Raw genomic sequence first — 19472 nt, 5'->3', positions numbered from 1 at the left:
GGGCTGTAGCGACGCGTAGTCGGCTTGCCCGGGGTGTTGTTTTTCGGCATGAGTCCATCCTCGTTTCAAAACGATGGAGACTCCAACCAACCCAGGGCGATTCAATCAGCGCGACGGGCACCGCCCACTTAAGGCCGCGAGGGGTACGGAGTCGGTCGATGAACATGTTGGTGGGCATGTAGAAGCGGAGGTATCCGTGGAGCGCGGCGCTGAGGTTCCGCATCAGGGTAAACACGATCAGTTCTCCTTCGAGTCGGCTCCACCACCAGTACGCCTCGCCCCGGACGCACGCATCGATGAGTCCCGAGCCTGTGGAGAGGTCGACTCGGGCTGGGGCTGTGGACTTCATCTACCCGATCGCTGGCACCCCCGCTGCCACAGCTCGGGACTCGGGCGACAAGGTCGTCGCGCTTTCAGCCACCGCGCGAGCACGGCGTATCGCGTGCGATGCGTGAGCCGCTCCCCGCTTCTGTGCGTCGGTGCGCGGATCGTCGCCGAGGGCTGTCCGGTCACCGACCCGGTATCGATCTCGGTAGGCGGCGACCGTCCTAGCCTCACGCAGCCATCGCTGGCGGGCGTCCAGTTCGGTGGGTGGCTCACCCAGTCGGCGGAGCCATGGCTCACCGTGCTCAAGGGCTGCCTCGGCCGACGCGAGGGACCGCTCCTCGATGAGTACCTGACGTTCCTCCAGGGCACTGGCCATCGCTCCGCTCATCGGCCCACCCGCGACTGGGATCAACCCTGCGATCAAGTTCGGCTCGACCGGTCGCCTGCCTCGCTTGGGTCGCGACGTGTCGTTCCGGAGCCGGCTGATCAGAACGGCCCCAATGTTCTCGGCGTCGGCGACCGAGCGGCGTGCGACCAGCTCCGGCACCAGTGTGTCGACATCGTGATGGTTCGCCTCCGCGTGGCGAAGTTCTGCGGTGAGTGGCCCGAACGAGTCGGAGTCGAGCACCTGGTCGAGCTGCTTATCGGTAAGCGAGCAGTTCTTCAGCAAGCCGATCCAGCGGCCGCGCTGGGCGACTGCGGCGATGGTTTCGTATTCGGCTGCGATCTGGGCGATCGAGGACCAGCGCTCCTGCTCGGCTGCGATCATCTGGTGTGCGGATAGTTCGGCGCCTGAGTGCTGGAGGACGCCGTAGAGCACGGTTCTTGCGGTGACCTCGAAGGGCTCGGGGGGTGTGTGGGTCTCGTCGGGCTTGTCGAGCGCGACGTACGCGACGTTCGAGGTGCGACCTCGCGTCATCGAGACATAGAGGTTCTCGCGGGTCGTCGCGCCGGAGACGACGACGTGGGAGGTGTCGACGGTGATCCCCTGGGCACGGTGAGCGGTGACCGCGTAGCCCAGGTCGACGTGCTCGGCGACGTACGCCGCAGGGAGTGTCAGCCCTCCCCCGCTTCCAGCCTCGAGTCGCTCGACTCGGATGGACCCATCCCCGTTGACCGCCGATACTCGCCACCGGTCGCCGTTGCGAACCCAACCATCACGCAACCCACGCAGTCGTCGGTCGTTCTTCCGCGTGATGACGAGGTCACCCTCGGAGGCCTGCCCGTCCGCCAGGTCGACCTCGCGACCGGTGACCGTGTCGCCGTCCAAGAGCCGCTCAGCCCGGGCTCGCTGGTTGAGCGCGACCACCGACTGTGTTGCCTCGGTGATGAGAACGCTTTCCAGACCACTGCGGGTGTCGGCGCGCCAGGCGGCGTACGCGGCGTCGATCATCTCGGCCGTCGTTCCCTCGCGGATCCGGTCGCGTCGTTCGTAGGTGCCGATGACCTCGCTACGACCGAAGCGCAGGTCAAGGGACGCGAGTTTCTCCCACTCGTTCGTGAAGCGGTGCACTTCGGTCAGTTCGGGGGTGTCGGGACGGGCGGAGGCCAGGAGCGTGAACGCCCCTCCTGCATCAACGGACTGAAGTTGTGCCCAATCCCCGACGAGGAGCACCTTCGCCCCCGCATCGTTGGCCAGCGCGGTGAGGCGGTCCAGCGTGAGCGTCCCGGCGAGGGTTGCCTCGTCGATGATGACGAGTTGTCCAGGGCGGAACGTCGCCCGCCCGTGGTCGTTGTCGTGGAGCCACTTGGCGGTGTTCTCACACTCGATACCGAGGTCGTCAGCGAGGACCTGCGCGGCGACGGCGCTGGGGGCGAGACCGACGACGCTTCCGCTCCCCTGCTGCATGCGCCAAGCGTCATACAGCGCATGCATAGCCGTGGTCTTGCCGGCTCCCGCCGGACCAACGAGGAGGTCGACCTGACGTCCGGACACCACGATCTGCCTCAGGGTCTCGGTCTGCTCGCTGCTGAGCCGGAGTCCCTGTCCCTTCTGACGGGTGATGTGCTCAATGACATCCAGGTCGATGACCGGGGCTCTGGTGTTGGCTGATCGCTGCAGGAGTCGGCCTTCGGCTGCGAGGAGGTCCTCCGAGGTGAACACCGCCGAATGACGCGGACGGAACACGGTCGTGCCGTCGCTGCGCTTGAAAATCTCAGGACTCACGGCGAGTTCCGGTGGCGTCAAGGTGAGGGACTCCTGCTTGGCCGCATCCACGATCATTCCGACGACGGCCTCACGGTCCTGAATGCTCGCGAACCGCCACCCCATTGTCTGCCGGGATGCCTCGGCCCACAGGTTCCAGTGCCGCCAGGTCGAGCGCTTCTCGCTGACGGCAGCGACGACCGACGATCCGAGGGCGCCGACCGTGTCGAGGGGAATGTCGTCAGCGCGAAGGGTGGGGTGCACGGCACCGGCCGTCGACACCTGGCGTGCCCAAGCGGCTGCATTCGCCCCCAGCACCTGGTCCGCCCGACCTCGCCACTCGTGGGTGAGGTCGGCCAACGATCGGATCTGCTTCTCGGGTCGAGTCGTGAGTGTCGCTTGAGCTCGGAGGCGAATCAGCACATCGGAGGACGGGCGCCGCCCGCGTTGGGCGACGTACCGCTCGATGAGACGGTCGGTCTCGGCGTCGATGTCGCGGGACCTGCTGGAGAATTCCCCGATCAGCTTCTCGTTGACCGGAGCTAGCTCCCAGGCCGGATGGTGGTTCCGACCGCGGTCACGCTGCTCCCAATCGATGCCGAGGATGCGCGTGATGCGGTCTGCGAGGACCGCGTTGTAGTGCTCGGACAACGCGACGACGGCGGCGTGAAGTGGGCGCCCGTCCAGGCTGCGCCAGCGCCCGTCCTCGACGGTTTTGACCTTGTTCGAGATGACGACGTGCGTGTGGAGCTGCGGGTCGCCCATCCTTGAGTCCCAGTGATCGAAGGCGGTCGCGACGACCCCGACGATGTCGGCCTGGGCCACGGCTCCGTCCCCGGCTTCAACGCCCCTGCGCGTCGTGGCGATCTCGCGCTCCATGAACGCGATGACCTCTTCGACCGCTCCGTGGTGGGCTCGGAGGATGAGGGCTTGGGTGCCAGCGTCGGCAACGCCCCAGAGTGCCGAGACCGACTTGGGGACGCTGAAAGTGAAGTCGTAGCCCGCGACCGCCCGCCTACCTCCCGTCGCGACCTCCTCGGCTTCGATCTTGGTGATGGCGGCGATCCGCTGTTCGTCCGTCAGGGCGTCACTCAGCTCAGCAACGCGCGCCACAATTCGTGCCCTGACCGGCGCGTACTGCGGAAAGGACCGACCCAGCGGAACACCGGAGACAGGGTCTCGACCCATCCCCAGCAGGAGGGCGAGTTGCTGCTCGGAAACGAGGTCGTTCCTCTTTATGGCGCCGTCACCCATGGCGTGAAGCCCGGACCCTTGCCACCGTCCTGGCGGAGTCCCAACCTCGGTGTAATACCTCGTGAGCGGGGTCGACAGCTTTCGGTTGCCGTCGCCTGCGGCGACACTCTTGAGCAGGTACTGATAGCCATCGCCGGCTGACATCACACGCATCGAAACGGTCACGGCAGGCCACCTTCCTGACGGACAGGTGGTCAGGGAGTTCCACAGGCTCCCCCGTTGCACGGTCCATCCTCAGGCGAAACCCACTGAGCCCTCCTCGATCTGCAAGAGGTGTAGGACGGGATGAAGCGACGGAGACGGAGAGGCCGTGCGGCACGTGGGAACGGTGCGCACCTACGTCGTACGGGCGGCTTCGGCTACGTGGACCAGGGGGATATCGATGAGCAATGGTTGCGCTTCGGCCAGTAGTAGTGACTCAATGGATGTGACACAGTTCACATTCGCCCTAGGACGGGCGGCCCCGACGAGTCTCGGCTCGACGAGGGAAGCGAGGCACTCGGACCCATGAACTATCCACGACGTATCCCGACGATTGCGACCACAGTTCTGCTGTTGGTCGTCGCGATGTCGTGTTCGGGTGGCCCCGGTTCTTCGCCGAGCCCCAGTCGCCCGCCTAGCGCAAGTCCGCCGGTGAGTTCGCCGCCCAGTTCCACCCCGACTAAACCGACGACTCCGCCGTCTGAATCCGAAATCGCCTCCAAGTCCGCGTCTGAGTTGCTCCCGCGGTATTTCGCGACGGTCGACCGACTCCGTGAAGAACCGAAGCGACCGATCAGGAAGTTGAGAGATGTGGCGATCGGCACTCAACTGACCGCGCTGGAGAAACTCGTTCAGAGCCAACGCAGCGAAGGGCTACGCCAGACCGGCTCGACAACAATCGCCGCGTTCAAGGTGCGGTCGGTCAATCTGGACAACGCTGGCTCCGAGGCGGGCAAGGTGCCCATCGTTGACATCGATGTCTGCTACGACGTGAGCGGAGTCGATATCCTTGACCGCGACGACAAGTCCGTGGTCAGTCCCGACCGTCCCGACAGCGGCTGGGTTCGCTTCACGGTGGCGAACTACACGTGGAAGGCCAACCCACGTGGGGGATGGCGCGTCGCTGGCGGCGCTGATCTCGAGCGGGCGCCATGCGCAGCCTCCTGACCCAACTCTGTGTGGCCGTGACCCTGGCAGCCAGTCTGATCCTGGGTGGCGCGTCACCGGCGGCTGCGGATCCCGTCTGCCAGCAGACCGACACGGCGACCGGTCAGTGTCTGATTTGGGTCGACGTGCCTGGAATCCCTGGCAATCCAGGCACCCCGAGTGACACCGGCAATGACGGTCCGCAGGACACGGGGTCGGGCGCCTCCTGCTATCTGGGCGACAGCTCCCAGGGAGTCACCAACGAGTCCCCTGGGCCAGTCCCTTGCAGCAGTGATGATGGCTACTGGTCGAACAAGTATCAGTGCTACGTCCAGCACGTTGACCCGCAACCACCACCCGGTCACCCCTTCTGGGAAGGCGTCTACATCGACTCGGGCGCGGTCTACCGGTGCTTCCAGCCACAAAATGGCCTGCTTGTCTTGATCTGGCTTGCCGATCCGCCCCCTAACTCAGGTACAGGGCCGACCCCACGTGAGGTCGCCGAGCGTGCGGTCGACCAGATGGACCTGCAGGCCATCACCATCGGGATCACCCCCGAGCCAGGCGACGACAGCATCGGCCTGGTCGGCCTTCCCGTGTGGATGTGGGCGGCAGATCCCGACACTCACACGGTGGGCCCCACCACAGCCTCGGCATCCGCCGGCGGCATCACAGTCACAGCCACCGCACGGATCCACGACATCACCTGGGAGATGGGCGATGGGACCACCGTGACCTGCACGGGCCCGGGTACGCCCTACACAGCGTCGTACGGCAGCAAGGCGTCGCCGGACTGCGGGCACACCTATGAGAAGTCGAGCTCCACCGCGTCGGGCAGGAAGTTCCTAGTCACCGCTACCTCGGACTGGGTCATCACCTGGGCAGGGGCAGGTCAGACAGGAACCATCCGCCTGGATGGTTTGTCGCGTTCGGTCGAGATCGCGGTCGGGGAAGCACAGGTGCTCGTGCAGTAGCGAGCAGACGGAGAGGTAGCGAGCAATGAGTAGTACAGCCACCCGAGACGACAGGACGCACGACCACGAGTCGCGTCCCGCCGCTCCCCCCCTTGCCCCACCACCGAAGCTGAGGAGACGGCCCGCGCTGGCCGCAGGAGCCATTGCGGCCATCTGCCTCGGCGCCCTACTCGCCGCTTGGGCATGGACCGCGACAACGAACACCCAGGAAATTCTCGTCGCCCGTCAGACCATCGAACGTGGCGCCGTCATCGAGGCCGACGACCTCGCTCGCGTCCGGGTCAGCGCCGACCCGGCCCTGCGACCGGTGTCTGCGAGCGAGTTCGACCAGATCGTCGGGCAGCGAGCCGCGCTCGACGTCGCCGAGGGCGGGATGCTGACCAGCGGATCGTTCTCCGCCGCGGTGGTTCCGGCCGAAGGGCAGTCGGTGGTGGGCGTCGCGCTGACACCACCGCAGTCGCCGGGCCTCGATCTTCAGTACGGCGATCGCGTACGGGTCGTGGCAACGCCGGCCCAAGGCGAGGGACCCCCATCTGGAACCCCGCTCTTCACCGACGCCGAGGTGGTCGGTGTCAACGTCTCTGAGGAGACCGGCCAGGCGGTCGTCGACCTGCTCGTTTCCTACGAGGTTGCGGCCGTACTCGCTACTCGCATTGCAACGGGCAACGTCGCCGTCGTCCTGGATTCACGGGAGCGCTGAGATGGCCATCATCGCCCTCGCCTCAGCCTCGGGATCGCCCGGAGTCACGACCACGACTTTGGGGTTGGCACTCCTGTGGCCCCGACCCGTTCTGCTCGTCGAGGCGGACCCGACGGGCGGATCGGGTCTGTTGGCGGGCTACTTCCGGGGAACCAGGGAGTACGACGCAGGGATGATCGAGCTCGCGTTGACCTCGAACAACATCGGCGATGCCCTTGCCGACACCGCACGACCGATCGAAGGAACGCAGGTCTCCTACGTCGCAGGCACACGCTCGCACACCCAGGCCGGCGCGCTGCGTGACCTGTGGCCACCCTTGGCTGGAGCCCTGGGGGCACTGGAGGCAAATGGACAGGACGTCATTATCGACGCAGGTCGCCTCGGACTCCTCGGGTCACCCGAACCCTTACTCGATGCCGCTGATCTGGCGCTGCTCGTCAGTCGTACGACTCTGCCAGCGTTGTCGGCCCTCAGGTCCCGCGCGGACTCGTTGCGACGTCCAGCGCTGGACTGGCACCAGGCAGGGGTCTGGCTCATCGGTGAAGGCCAGCCCTACAGCGCGCGTGAGGTCTCCACCGTGGTCGACCTCCCGGCCGTCGCTTCCCTCGCGGATGACCCAGCATCGGCTGCGGTGTTCTACAACGGCGCCACCCCGCCGCGCCGCTTCGAGAGCGGTGCACTGAATCGGAGTCTCCGCGCGGGGATTGCGGCCATCCACTCGACGATCTCCCGGCGCCGCACCGAACTCCTCGAAGGAGCACCCTCATGACCTCCGAGCGCACCAGCCTCTACCCCGTGGACCTCGACCAGACTCTGGCCGGGCTACCTCTGTTCACCCAGCAACTCCCACATGGGGGGCATCGCGTGACGACGATGGGCTCTGCCGATGACCTCGGGCATCTCGCCACCGCGAACCATCTCCTCACCGACTTGGTGGATTGGTCGCTCGTCGCGGTCCTCCGTGCCCAAGCCTCCGAGCAGCTCAGCCAGGCGGTTGCTGCTGACCGCGGGCGACTCGACAGGGCCGCGCAGGAGGAACTCGGCCGTGCGATCGTGCTCGACCTCATCGAGGCGACCGTTGCTCATCGGGTGGACGCCGGCGGTACCACGCTCTCTGCGGTCGAGCAGGACGGCTTGGCGCGCGCAGTGTTCGACGCGCTGTTCCGTCTCGGTCGGCTTCAGCCCCTCGTCGACGACGACCGGGTGGAGAACATCATCATCACCGGTCACGACAACGTCCTGCTAGAACTCACCGATGGGTCCCTGATCGACGGACCCGACGTGGCCGACTCCGATGAAGAGTTGATCGACTTCCTTGTATTCCTGGCCTCCCGCAGTGAGGTCAACGCACGCGGCTTCTCCGAGGCCCAGCCCCGACTCCACCTTCGTCTCGACGGTGGTTCTCGTCTTGCTGCCGCAGCCTGGGTCACCCCGCGGCCGTCCGTTGTGATCCGGCGCCATCGGCTGATGGAGGTCACCCTGGACGATCTCGTCGCCCGTCAGACCCTGACGCCGGTCGCCGCGTCCTTCCTTCGAGCCGCGGTCCGAACCCGCAAGAGCATCGTCGTCTCCGGCAGCCAAGGCGCAGGCAAGACAACCCTGGTGCGGGCATTGTGCGCCGAGATCGACCCGCTCGAGGCCATCGGAACCTTCGAAACCGAGTACGAACTGCACCTCCACGAGCTACGGGATCGGCACCGCATCGTCCACCCCTGGGAGGCACGCCCCGGTTCAGGAGAACGCGGGCCCGACGGCCACCAGGCCGGGGAATTCACCCTCGACGAGGCGCTCGTCGACTCCTTCCGTTTCAACCTCTCCCGGCAGATCGTCGGAGAAGTCCGGGGGAACGAGATCTGGGCCATGATCAAAGCCATGGAGTCCGGCACCGGCTCCATCTCCACCACGCACGCCTCCGATGCGGTCGCAGCGGTCCGCAAGCTCGTCACCTGCGCGATGGAGGCAGGATCCCACGTCACCCACACCCTGGCGACAAGCAAACTCGCAGCCACGATTGATCTGATCGTTCACCTCGACATGCGCACCACCACCGAGGACGGCGTCGCCACCCGTCAGCGGCGGGTTGCCGAGATCATTGCGCTCGATCCCGGCGAACGTGAGACCGGCTATGCGACCACTCACGTGTTCGCCGCCGGGCTCGACGGCACGGCCGTCCCGGTGGTGCTGCCAGACGAGTACCGCACTCTCGCCTCCTACGGCTTCGACCTGGCCGGGTACGTCGCGCAGCAGGAGGTGCGGTCGTGATCGTGCTGATCCCTGCCTTGGCCGGAGCCATACTCGTTGCTGGCGTGCTCGGGCTCATCGTCAGCCTTCGCCGCTCTGTCGTCACACCCCGACGTCTCCGGATCAGCCGTCTGGGTCGGCTTACTAAACGGACGCGGATCCTGTTGCTCGCCGGTCTCGTCGCGGGGATAGCGGCGCTGCTGATCACCGGTTGGGTCCTGTCCCTCGTCTTGGTCCCGATCGCTTTCGTGGGTCTGCCGATGCTCTTGTCGCCCTCGTCCGCCGTAGTCCGTATCGAGCGGCTGGAAGCGATGGAGGAATGGACCCGATCATTGTCCGGTGTGCTCACCGTGGGCCTCGGCCTGGAACAGGCACTGGTCGCGACCCTGCGCTCGACCCCGGCTGCGATCTCCCCAGAAGTCACACTTTTGGTGGCCCGGCTCCGAGCCCGGTGGGTAACCGAGGACGCCCTACGGTCATTTGCTGACGAGCTCGACGACGCCACCGGGGACCTCATGGCCGCCAACCTGATCCTCGGCGCCCGGCGTCGCGGAGCGGGACTATCGAGCGTGCTGGAGGGCCTCGCGGAGTCAGTGGCCGCGGACGTGCGCGCCCGGCGCCAAGTCGAGGCGGACCGCGCGAAGCCACGAGCCACTGCCCGCTGGGTAACACTCATCAGCGTCGGCGTCCTGGTGGTGCTCGCCGTCTCGGGGTCCTACGTGGAGCCGTATCAGAGCCCGCTCGGGCAAGTCATTCTCGTCGCCTTGCTCTCGGCGTACGTCGCAACCCTGATCTGGATGAAGCGGATGGCCGTCGGCCGTGACCTGCCCAGGTTCCTCTCCCCGTTGGCAGGCGATGTCCTATGACGACCGGACTCCAGCTCGCCCTGGCAGGCGGCGCCCTGATCGGACTCGGCCTGGTCCTGCTCCTCGCTCGTCTCACCCCGGCCGAACCTGACCTCGCCGAGGCGCTCAGTCGACTCACGCCGGCGCACGGCCGGACACGCGGCGGTGGTCCGGTAACCACCGCGCAGGGGAAGGAGCGGATCGGCGTGTGGGCGATCAAGGCGCTGCCGCCAGCGGTCTGGGCGCAGACGCCGACACGTGAGCTGGCGCTGTTGCGTATCCCTCTCGCCCGCTTCTACGGCGACAAGATCGTCTTTGCCTTCCTGGGGCTGCTGATTCCGCCGCTGCTCAGTTTCCTCTTCGGTTTCATTGGGTTCGGGCTGCCGGTGGTGATTCCGGCTGCGGCGTCACTCGGTTTGGCCTCGGTGATGTTCTTCCTGCCCAACTACAACGCGATCGATGATGCCAAGGAGGCTCGACTCGAGTTCGGCCGAGCACTCGGCGCTTACATCGATCTGGTCGCCCTCGAACGGCACAACGGCTCCGGCGTACGGCAGGCCATGGAGTCGGCAGCCGGGATCGGCGACTCCTGGGTTTTCAAGCGGCTCAGCGAAGAACTCACCCGGTCTCGCTGGTCCGGACAGCCGCCCTGGGATGCCCTCCGCTCGTTGGCCGAGGAGCTTGGACTGCCGGAACTTGAGGACTTCGCCGACATCATGCGGCTATCTGGCGAAGAAGGTGCCAGCGTGTACGTGAACCTCCGTGCCCGGTCCGCGGGGATGCGGACCGCCATGCTCACCGACGAGATCGCGGAGGCAAACGCGGTCGGCGAACGGATGAGCATTCCTGGCTCGTTGCTCGGCGTGATTTTTATGGCGCTTTTGGTGGCGCCGTCGCTGCTGCGGATGTTCGGCGCCACCTGACACCAGTCGCCCCCACGGAGGGAACCCACCGAAAGAAGGAACAGCCCATGTATCGATTGCTCGCACTGCTTCTCACCATCCAGCTCGGGATCGTTGATCGGGTCCGAGCCCGCGACGAGCCGGGCTCGGTGACCACCGAGCACGTCTTGTGGGCGGTCGCGGTGATCGCCATCGTCGCCATCGTTGTCGCGGCGGTGAAGGCTTATGTCACAGCGCAGGCCGGCAACATCAAGTAGCCGACGCAGGGAGGAGCGCGGCTCGGTCTCGGTCGAGCTCGTGGTCCTGCTTCCAGTCTTGTTCGCAGTGATGTTTATCGGGATGCAGGCCGCGCTCTTCCACCACGCCCGGACGGTGGCGATTGCCGCAGCCCAGGAGGGCGCCCGCGCGGCCGGTGCGGAGTACGGCCGGGAATCCGACGGCGTCGGTGCCGCCAGCGCTTTCATCTCGACCGCCGGAGGTGACGGCGTCCTCATCGGTGCCAGCGCGACAGTTCGTCGTACAGCCACCAACGTGACGGTGACCGTCACCGGACAGAGCCTCAGCGTGGTTCCCGGCTGGAAACCAGAGATCAAGCAGTCCGCGTCGCTGCCCGTTGAAAGGCTCACCTCCCCATGATCAAGCGCAACGAACGTGGATCAGCCTCGGTCGAGGCGGCCGTCGGCTTGCCTGCGTTCGTCCTGTTCGTCGGGCTCATCATCTTCGGCGGACGCACGGCCACGACCCACGAGGCTGTCGAGTCGGCGGCAGCAGATGCGGCCCGCTCCGCGTCGATCGTCCGGACGGGTCCTGAGGCACGGAGGAGCGCCGAGGACGCCGCACGAGCGAGCCTCTCGAACCAAGAGATCGGTTGCCTGGGCATCGACGTCAGCCTCGACACTTCCGACTTCAACAAGCCTGTCGGCCAACCAGGAACGGTTGCCGTGACGGTCCAGTGCCGCCTGGACCTCTCCGACCTCTCCGTGCCGGGTGTCCCAGGCAGTCGCGTCATCACGGCCACCATGTCCAGCCCGCTTGATACCTGGAGGGAGCGAGGATGAGGACGCGAACCCGCAACGAGCGGGGGTCGATCAGCATCTGGCTGGTCACCTCCAGCTTCGTGATGTTGATGCTCGTTGGTCTGGCCGTCGACCTCGGTGGACAGGTCCACGCCCAGCAGCGGGCTCACGATGTCGCGGCGCAGGCTGCACGGACCGGTGGCCAACAAGTCCAAGCAGCGCCGGCCATCGAAGGCCGCTACCTCGCCGTCGATACCGCAGCGGCGCGACGGGCCGCCGAGGGCTATCTTGCAGCCGCCCGCGTCCGCGGCACCGTGATGATCACCGGTGGGGACACGATCACGGTTGACGTCACCGCCGTCTACAGACCCAAGTTTCTCGGCATCATCGGTATCGGCGACCTGACCGTGACTGGCAAGGCTTCCGCCCGTCTGATCCGCACGCTGGGAGGAACCGAGTCATGAATCGATCCCAACAGTTCAGCCAAAGGCTCAAAGGGCTGGGCGCAACCTTGCTCCTAGTCCTACTCGTGGTCGCCTTACCGGCAACACTCATCGCCCTCGGCTCCGCACCCTGGGATGCCGACCTCGACAAGCTGCGGACCCTACTCACTAGCCCAGATGACGGCACCCTGGCCCTCGTCGCGTTCGCCGTCGTCGCGTGGGTCGCCTGGGCGGTCATGGCCGTCTCCGCCGTAGTCGAAGCGGCGGCGCAACTAGGCGGGGTATCCGCCCCGTCAATTCCGGGCTTCGCGCTCCCCCAGCGAGCCGTGGGCCAACTCGTCTCCGTGGCTGCCCTGCTCTTCTTTGCTGCGCCAGCCGTCGTTGTGGGGTTCCCAGCCCCGCCCGGTCACGCTGACCCCACTCCGCCCGTCCTGGGCGCACACCAGCTAGCGGTGGTCGCGCAAGCGGCGCCCGTCCCGGTGGAAGCCGTGGCGCCCGTCGCGGCAATCGCGAGGGCGGACCGTACGGAAGAAACCGTCAACTACACGGTCAAACGTGGTGACAGCTTGTGGAAGATCGCCGACCAGCTGCTCGGCGACGGCGCACGCTACAGGGAGATCCTTGAGCTCAACCGGGGGGTGCTGGACGGACGTCCGGACTTCATTGTCTCGGGAACCGTGCTGAAGGTCCCTTACGAGGAGGCCGTCCCGAAGGAGGACGGGCGCTCAGCAGAGCGGTACGTCGTAAGGCCGGGCGACACCCTGTCCGATATCGCCGAAGCAGAACTAGGAGATCCGACGCGCCACACGGAGATCTTCGCGGCATCCCGGTCAACGAAACAGGCCGGTGGCGCTCACTTGACCGACCCTGACCTCATCCTGCCGGGGTGGAAACTCACGATCCCTGGCACCGCTCCCATCGAGCGCAGCACGGTCGATGCTCCGGACCCAGTCGAGCCAGGCGTAGCCGAGCCGCCCATCGAAGCTCCACCTGACAAACCACCCGTCGCGTCCTCCTCTACTGAGAAACCGAAGCCGACCTCCGGCGCTACACCCTCAACCCAGGTAACCGCTACAGCCGATGACTCAAGCACCGTTACGAGCGAGTCCGCGCCCGGCTGGCTACTTCCGGGGCTCACGGGCGGCGGCGCGATCCTCGCGGGTTCAGTTTTTATCGCAGTGCGGGCGCATCGCCGCACACAACTTCGCTACCGGCGACCCGGCCAAACCATCGGCGCTCCGCCGCCCGAGCTCGTCGGGGTAGAGAAGACCGCATTCGCCCTAGGGTCCCCGCTCACCAACAGCATCGGACAACTCGACCACCTACTACGCCACCTCGCAGCAACGATGGAAGGCGAGAGACAACCCTTGCCCGTCATCACGGGAGTCACGCTCACGGGGGGAACGGTCACGCTCCAGCTCGGGGAGACCGCCGAGCTCCCCTCCCCGTGGAAGGGCGAAGATCTCGAGTGGGCGGCGAGCCTCGACGACGTAACTCCAGACGTCGACCAGATCCCGCCGTACCCGATGCTCGTCACCATCGGGCAGGACGACACCGGCGGACTGCACCTCCTCAACCTTGAGCATCTCCGCGCCGTCACACTCATCGGCGACTCAGACGCCGCCATGGCGCTCGCTCGTCATGTCGCGGCCGAACTCACCCTCAACCCCTGGTCACGTCTCGTCGAGGTCGACACCGTAGGTATCGGCGAGGAACTGGCCGTTCTGGATGCGATGAACCTCCTCCAACATGTATCGGGATCACCAGTCGTCGGGCCGATCGCGACCGAACTCCGGAAGGCCGAGCAAGCAGGCCTCGGAGAGCCCGAACCTTTCCGGGTTGTCATCACCACATCAGCTGACGACGCGACGCAGCTCGCCGAGAGCCTCGGGTCAGCGAAGAGTCGCCTCGGCGCCGTCGTTGTCGCGGTAGGTAAGTCGCCCGCCCCTGGCTCAGTCGCAATCGAGCTAACCAAACGCGGGCGCTTGCGCATAGCCGACCTTCACCTCGATCTGGCCGCCGCGGGACTTACGAGCGAAGAGGCCACCGCGTGCGCGGCCATCGTCGACCTCACCAGGGAGAGCCCAGCAGTCAACACGCCCGTCTTCACCCAGGCCGCCGACGGCTGGCAATGCCTCACCGATCAGTCGGGAGCGCTCCGCGAAGAGCTGATAGTTGCGCGCCCGAATGGGCCGGTAGGCGAAGGTTCACTACTCCCGAACCCAACCGATGACTACACCACCGCGGGTGCTGCGGTCGCGGCGGACGTTGAGGCCCTGGCCCCGGTCGTCTCCGAGCAGGTTCGTCGAACCGTCGAAAACACCGACCCGCTGCTGGATGAGGATGTGGCCGCATGGTTCGACGAGGAGTGTCCGCTCCCCCGGCTAACCCTGCTCGGACCGGTGACAGCCAGTGCACACGGCACGATCGTCCCAGCCATTGCGAAGCGCAAGCCGTACTTCGTAGAACTACTCGCGTACCTCGCCTTACACCCCGAGGGTAAGACCGGTAGTGCGGTCGCGGAAGCCTTCTCGATCGGTACCTCTCGCGCCCGAACCGACCTCGGTCACCTACGAGCATGGCTTGGAATCAACCCGCGGACGGGACGACTCCACCTGCCCACCGCAACGGAATCACGCACCTACGAGCAGACGGGCGTGAAGACCTATCAAGTCGAGAACGTCCTGGTCGACGTCGACCTCTTCCGTAGAATGCGTGCGCGCGGGGAGGCCCGTGGCGCCGACGGCATCCACGACCTAACAGCAGCGCTCCGATTGGTTGAAGGGCTGCCCTTCGATCACCTGCGCGAGCGCGGATGGAGCTGGCTAATTGACGACGACCGCCTCCAGGAATCGATTGGTTGCGCAATTGTCGACGCAGCACACGTCGTCGTCCTCGATGCCCTCTCCAAGAATGATCTGTCAACGGCCCGCAACGCGGCGGAGACCGCCTGCCGCGCCGCACCGTACGACGACATCGCCCGCCTCGACCTAGTCAAGGTCGCCGTCGTCTCAGGCCACGACGATGCAGCCGACCAGATGCTCACCGACAACGTCTTCACCCGAACCGACGATCACCTGCCACCTATCGACCTACCTCCCAGGACGAACGAGATCGTTGAGCAACAGGGCTGGGGTTCAGCCCGACGTACCGGAACCGACTGACTAACGCCCGTCGGCATGCAGCTACGGCTCATTCACGAGTGGTGCACCACCGGACAGCTACCGATGCCCCGGATGTCGCCGCCCCCGTCCCAAAACGATCACACGGAAGGGTCAAACGAGACGATCGCTCACGTGCAGACCCCGCATCTGAGGTGTCACCACTCAGGGTTCCGGTTGCGGGCATCGGGGTCCTGCGCGATCGGTGGGCGAGCCAGGCTTCAGACCGGCTGGCCCCCAACCCTGTCCTGTCCGCGGGTTCGGCGTTCTCTTTCAGCTGACCTGCCGCGACTTTCAGCACCAGGTTGCACGCCTCGTCGTTGGTGAGGGTCAGCCGCCGACCGTTGACAACGGGTACCGCGATCGTGGCGGCGAACGTCAGTCGCTCATTCCCATCCACCACGTCGTGGCTGCGCGGCCAGCGAGTGCAGCAACGCCGCAGCCTGCTCTTGCAGACTGGGATACGCGCCGCTCCAAGACCCTGTGCTGCAGGTGCGTAGAGTCCGACAGGTATGGACGCGGCCGATCGATGGTGCTATACCCGATCTCCTGGGCGATTCGACAGCGGGGAGGCAGCCATGGGTGTGATACGCAACCTGTTGAACTTGAGGCGCGCGCGGTGACCGAAGAACCTCCTGAGCAGGTGGTGGCCCCGCTGGCGGGGCAGCGCGACGAGCTCGGCGCCGAGTCGGGACTTGAGCTGCGGCTGGCCCTGGCGATGCGTGGCGGAGTGTCCCTGGCCGTGTGGATCGGTGGCGCGATTGCGGAGCTGGACCTCGCCCGGCGGGGCATGCAAGGCGACCAGGTCTGGCCGCAGGGCACAGAGGCCGAGCAGGCGCGGGCGACGGCGTACGCCGCGTTGCTCAGGCAGCTCGGGTACACCGACCTCGTGATCGACGTGCTCGCGGGAGCCAGCGCGGGCGGGCTCAACGCGGCGGTCTACGGCTTCGCCCAGTCGGTCGGCACGGACCTAGAGTGGCTGCGCGAGGTCTGGAAGCAGCAGGGAGACCTGTGGCGGCTCTTCCACGAGCAGTGGGACGCCGACCGCCCGTACCGCACCGAGGCGGTGTTCCACGCCGACCGCTTCTTCTATGGGACGGTGCTGCAGCAGCTCAGTGTGCAGGCGAGGTCGACGCGGCCGGAGCTGTGCTCGGACTACCTCACCGTCGACCTCGCGGCGACGCTTCAGTCCGGACCGCCCCTTCCGGACCGCCGCACCGGTGAGGATCTGCGGCCGCGCACGGCGCACTTCCGGTTCCGTCGTACGCCTTCCGTCCCCGGCGCCTTCAATGACATGCCCGCCGACGAGGGCGACACCGAGGCCCTGCGCCGGCTGGCCTACGCAGCGCGAGCGACCAGCTCCTTCCCTGGTGCGTTCGAGCCGGCTGGTGTCTTCTCGTGGCGACCCGCGCTGGGCGAGGCAAGGCCCCGTCCCCGGGAGACTGGCGACGATGGCCCGGAGAACATGGCGGCGGTCTTCTCCGAGGTAGCCCTTGACCCGACGAGCACCTTCGACGTCATGGACGGCGGGGTCTTCGACAACATCCCGATCGGGCGGGCGATCCAAGCGATCGCCGACGCGCCTGCGGCGAACCCGACGCAGCGGATCCTGATCTACCTTGACCCGAGCCCGCCGCACCCCGGTCAGGCACGCGCGGCACCACCGGCGTTCGAGGGCGATCCGCCACGGCGGCAGATGCGGGCCCGCTTCATGCGCTCGGCACTGACCGCGCTGCGCTACAAGCAGACCATCGAATCGTCGGGAGACGACCTCCGCGAGCTCAACCGCGTGCAAGCGGCCGCCGCCGACCTGCAGACCAGGCGTCGCCTCTTCATCGACGCTCTGCCCGGCGTGCTCACGCAGGCGGTGGACGGGATCACGCTGGACATCCGGTATCGCGACTTCCGGGCCACGACCGACGCCGCCCGGGTCTGCGACCTACTGACCGCCCCCAGCGTCGGGTTCTTGCGCTCACTGGTGGCGCCGCCGGCGCTGGTGGCGGCGATCGGCCCGGACGACATCGACGCTGTGCAATCCGCGCTCAAGGCGCAACTCGGGACGCACGCCGACCACGTCTGCGAAGAGGACGCCACGGCGCTGGTCGCGGCGACCGATCTCTTCATCTCCTGGCTGCGGCGTCACCAGGCGACATCGGGCAGTGGACCGGTCGAGGACCTCGGTGCGACCAAGATGGCGCTCTACCGGGTGCGCACCTTCGGTCTTTACTTGCGGCAGCGGCACGAGCGAGATGCGGTGATCGCTGCGCTTGGGCCGGATGCCGCCGCGCCGGACGGAGAGGGAGTGATCGACACTGCCGCCGTGGCCGCTGCCCTGTGGCCGGCGCCGGCGCCGGCCTCGCCGCAGTTATTGAACGTCGGCTCGGGCGACGGACTCTGGGTGGCCCTCTCGTTGGCCGACGCGACCGATGGGGGGCTGGGTTCCTGGGCGGCACTAGGCTGGCAGGCGCTGTGCGACGCCGTGAACGGGATGCCGGACTGTCCGGCGAGGCGGACCATGCTGCTCAAGGCACAGCTGCCGGACCGCGCCGGGTCGCTGGACTCGACCGACGTCCAGCGACTCGTCAAGTCGGCGAGTGTGGCGCTGGGCAACCTCGGGACAACCGCCGTACCGGACTTCTACACCTTCAGCGGCGACCAGAGCCCCCTGTCGGTGGACCGATTCCCCATCGTCGCCGAGCAGGGCAGGGCCCACTCGATCGACGCCGCCCTGGCCGGGCGTCGTACGCCCGAGCCGATCGGCGAGGAGGAGGCGCTGAATGCGAAGAGCAAGCTCGCGGGCAACCAGCTCGCCAATTTCGCTGGCTTCCTCTCTGCCGAGTGGCGTACGCACGACTGGCAGTGGGGGCGGTTGGATGCTGGCGCTGCATTGCTGCGGACCCTGCGGGACCTGCACGACATGCCCGAGCCGGACCCAGCCGACGAGGTCGCGAAGCTCAACGCTTTTGCCGAGGCCGAGGGGCTCCTCACCGCCGTTGGCGAGGGGTTGGACCGCCGCAAGCTGACCCTTGGTGACATCGCCTATAGTCGTCGTTACGCGCTGGGCGCCCGGCTCCTCCTCGGGTTGCAGAGGTCGCTGTGGCCACTCACCCCGGCCGATCGCAGTCCGGAGGGTCGGCGTGGTCGCGACGTGCCAGCTGTGGTCACCCTGATCGCCCTCCGGCCCCTGCTTGTGCTGCTGCCGCTGCTGCTCCGGCCTGCCGTGCTGACGGGCGTGGTGGTCATCGTGATCGGCGCCAATCACTGGACGAGGGAAGTGAACGGTCGCCCGCTGGGCATGGGGGTGGGGCTGTTTGCGGTAGTGGCCGCTCTGGTGGTCATTCTGTTCGTGGCCAGTGCAGCCTCTAACCTCAAGGCCGCGGGTCGCTGGCGGTCTCTCACCGAGGCGCAGGCCGGCGGGTTTCGCTCCGAGGTGCTCTCCCGATTGAACAAGCGAGCCGGGTGGTCGCTCGCGGTCGCAATGCTGGTAGTGGTGTTGGCAGCGGGGCGACTCGGCCGCTGGTCGGGGCTGGATCCGCTGCACGACCTGCTCGCGCGCGGCTCCGGCTTCGAAGCGGTTGTGCTGCTGGGAGCGACGGTGGCCGCCACCCTGGCCGCCGCGCGAATCGGGGCGGGTGCGGTCGTCCGTGCTCGCCATGATCCGCCTACGGCTGACCGCGAGGGGTGGGCGGCCGCAGTAGTACTGGCCGTCCTCACACTCGGGCTCGCCTGGCTATCTTCCCTAGTGTTCGAAGGCGGCGCAACGACCGGCGCGCGAGTCGCGACAGCGGTCGCGGTCGGCGGAGTGGTATGGGCGGTGCACCACGCCTGGGCCAAGGCCTGGTGGGCAGAGACGATGGCCGTGTTGAGCACGCTGGCGACCGCCGGGCTGCTCTCCGGGCACCTGAAGCTGGGGTTCGGCCCGCAGGGGGAGCTCTTCCGCAGATCGTGGACCCGCAGCGAGTGGGGCCCCCTCCTGGATGTGCTGTTGGTCGTCGTAATCGTGGCGCTGGTCTTCGCGGCTGGCTTGGTGAGTCGTCGCCTGACCCGCCTCTGGCGACAGGCCGGGACGGCGTTGGGTCTGCTGCTCATGCTGGCGGCCTCGCTTTGGGGTGCCTGGCAGGTCACGCTCGCGTGGCCGTGGCTGACCGCAGTGCCGGCCGGTTTGGTCTATGGCAGCGCCGTTGCCGCCGCGACGACGCTCTTCGTGCCCTTCCGGGAGCGGCTTGACTGACCTCGCCCGAGAAGCCCCGGTCTCGCCTAAAGCGACATGGCCGGTTCGGCCTAGCCGACTCGGTAAGGGCTGCGAGGACATCGTCGTTGCCGCCGGCCCCGCCG

At 66.9% G+C, this 19472-nt stretch carries 14 protein-coding genes; 13 read left to right on the top strand and 1 reads right to left on the bottom strand.

Going from position 1 to position 19472, the window contains the following annotated elements:
* Window positions 1-349: 349 nt before the first annotated feature.
* Entirely contained in the window at window positions 350-3871 is a 3522-nt protein-coding gene (gene mobF, locus ACYVLV_RS06360) for a MobF family relaxase (RefSeq protein WP_460808590.1), read from the bottom strand.
* Between the two features lie 648 nt (window positions 3872-4519).
* Here mobF and ACYVLV_RS06355 point away from each other — a divergent pair.
* From ACYVLV_RS06355 to ACYVLV_RS06295, 13 genes are all read left to right on the top strand, one after another.
* On the top strand, window positions 4520-4876 hold the full coding sequence (locus ACYVLV_RS06355) for a hypothetical protein (protein WP_460808587.1): 357 nt from the start codon (window positions 4520-4522) through the stop codon (window positions 4874-4876).
* A 500-nt stretch (window positions 4877-5376) separates the two neighbouring features.
* Window positions 5377-5829, top strand: coding sequence for a hypothetical protein (locus tag ACYVLV_RS06350; protein ID WP_460808586.1), 453 nt, complete (start codon window positions 5377-5379; stop codon window positions 5827-5829).
* 25 nt (window positions 5830-5854) lie between these two features.
* Window positions 5855-6529 carry an SAF domain-containing protein gene (locus ACYVLV_RS06345; protein WP_460808585.1) on the top strand — a complete coding sequence of 225 codons (675 nt, stop codon included), beginning with the start codon at window positions 5855-5857 and terminating at the stop codon, window positions 6527-6529.
* A 1-nt stretch (window position 6530) separates the two neighbouring features.
* On the top strand, window positions 6531-7298 hold the full coding sequence (locus tag ACYVLV_RS06340; RefSeq protein ID WP_460808583.1) for a hypothetical protein: 768 nt from the start codon (window positions 6531-6533) through the stop codon (window positions 7296-7298).
* Window positions 7295-8791 carry a CpaF family protein gene (locus ACYVLV_RS06335; RefSeq protein ID WP_460808581.1) on the top strand — a complete coding sequence of 499 codons (1497 nt, stop codon included), beginning with the start codon at window positions 7295-7297 and terminating at the stop codon, window positions 8789-8791. Before ACYVLV_RS06340 ends, ACYVLV_RS06335 begins: the two co-directional genes overlap by 4 nt.
* The gene (locus tag ACYVLV_RS06330) at window positions 8788-9636 is read left to right on the top strand and encodes a type II secretion system F family protein (RefSeq protein ID WP_460808580.1); all 849 of its coding nucleotides are present in this window, start codon (window positions 8788-8790) and stop codon (window positions 9634-9636) included. The genes ACYVLV_RS06335 and ACYVLV_RS06330 overlap by 4 nt, the downstream gene beginning before the upstream one ends.
* Window positions 9633-10538 (top strand): type II secretion system F family protein, encoded by a 906-nt coding sequence (locus ACYVLV_RS06325; protein WP_460808579.1) that lies wholly within the window; start codon window positions 9633-9635, stop codon window positions 10536-10538. Before ACYVLV_RS06330 ends, ACYVLV_RS06325 begins: the two co-directional genes overlap by 4 nt.
* 47 nt (window positions 10539-10585) lie before the next feature.
* Complete coding sequence (locus ACYVLV_RS06320) at window positions 10586-10774, top strand: hypothetical protein (protein ID WP_460808577.1); 189 nt, start codon at window positions 10586-10588, stop codon at window positions 10772-10774.
* A complete protein-coding gene (locus tag ACYVLV_RS06315) occupies window positions 10743-11153 on the top strand; it encodes a TadE/TadG family type IV pilus assembly protein (RefSeq protein ID WP_460808575.1) in 411 nt (136 codons plus the stop codon). The genes ACYVLV_RS06320 and ACYVLV_RS06315 overlap by 32 nt, the downstream gene beginning before the upstream one ends.
* The gene (locus tag ACYVLV_RS06310; protein WP_460808573.1) at window positions 11150-11575 is read left to right on the top strand and encodes a TadE/TadG family type IV pilus assembly protein; all 426 of its coding nucleotides are present in this window, start codon (window positions 11150-11152) and stop codon (window positions 11573-11575) included. Before ACYVLV_RS06315 ends, ACYVLV_RS06310 begins: the two co-directional genes overlap by 4 nt.
* On the top strand, window positions 11572-11997 hold the full coding sequence (locus ACYVLV_RS06305) for a TadE/TadG family type IV pilus assembly protein (protein ID WP_460808571.1): 426 nt from the start codon (window positions 11572-11574) through the stop codon (window positions 11995-11997). Before ACYVLV_RS06310 ends, ACYVLV_RS06305 begins: the two co-directional genes overlap by 4 nt.
* Complete coding sequence (locus ACYVLV_RS06300) at window positions 11994-15140, top strand: LysM peptidoglycan-binding domain-containing protein (protein ID WP_460808569.1); 3147 nt, start codon at window positions 11994-11996, stop codon at window positions 15138-15140. The genes ACYVLV_RS06305 and ACYVLV_RS06300 overlap by 4 nt, the downstream gene beginning before the upstream one ends.
* A gap of 616 nt (window positions 15141-15756) precedes the next feature.
* Complete coding sequence (locus tag ACYVLV_RS06295; protein ID WP_460808567.1) at window positions 15757-19368, top strand: DUF3376 domain-containing protein; 3612 nt, start codon at window positions 15757-15759, stop codon at window positions 19366-19368.
* The last annotated feature ends 104 nt before the right edge of the window (window positions 19369-19472 follow it).

It is taken from the genome of Nocardioides salsibiostraticola (assembly GCF_054783655.1).
The sequence above is the reverse complement of the archived record's forward strand: the minus strand, read 5'-3'. Positions and strand labels throughout refer to the sequence as shown.

What these genes read in the sequence shown, in the direction of transcription:
- mobF (WP_460808590.1), bottom strand. Translation starts at nt 3,871, where the DNA reads ATGTCAGCCGGCGATGGCTATCAGTACCTGCTCAAGAGTGTCGCCGCA.
- ACYVLV_RS06350 (WP_460808586.1), top strand. Translation starts at nt 5,377, where the DNA reads ATGGACCTGCAGGCCATCACCATCGGGATCACCCCCGAGCCAGGCGAC.
- ACYVLV_RS06345 (WP_460808585.1), top strand. Translation starts at nt 5,855, where the DNA reads ATGAGTAGTACAGCCACCCGAGACGACAGGACGCACGACCACGAGTCG.
- ACYVLV_RS06340 (WP_460808583.1), top strand. Translation starts at nt 6,531, where the DNA reads ATGGCCATCATCGCCCTCGCCTCAGCCTCGGGATCGCCCGGAGTCACG.
- ACYVLV_RS06335 (WP_460808581.1), top strand. Translation starts at nt 7,295, where the DNA reads ATGACCTCCGAGCGCACCAGCCTCTACCCCGTGGACCTCGACCAGACT.
- ACYVLV_RS06325 (WP_460808579.1), top strand. Translation starts at nt 9,633, where the DNA reads ATGACGACCGGACTCCAGCTCGCCCTGGCAGGCGGCGCCCTGATCGGA.
- ACYVLV_RS06320 (WP_460808577.1), top strand. Translation starts at nt 10,586, where the DNA reads ATGTATCGATTGCTCGCACTGCTTCTCACCATCCAGCTCGGGATCGTT.
- ACYVLV_RS06315 (WP_460808575.1), top strand. Translation starts at nt 10,743, where the DNA reads ATGTCACAGCGCAGGCCGGCAACATCAAGTAGCCGACGCAGGGAGGAG.
- ACYVLV_RS06310 (WP_460808573.1), top strand. Translation starts at nt 11,150, where the DNA reads ATGATCAAGCGCAACGAACGTGGATCAGCCTCGGTCGAGGCGGCCGTC.
- ACYVLV_RS06305 (WP_460808571.1), top strand. Translation starts at nt 11,572, where the DNA reads ATGAGGACGCGAACCCGCAACGAGCGGGGGTCGATCAGCATCTGGCTG.
- ACYVLV_RS06300 (WP_460808569.1), top strand. Translation starts at nt 11,994, where the DNA reads ATGAATCGATCCCAACAGTTCAGCCAAAGGCTCAAAGGGCTGGGCGCA.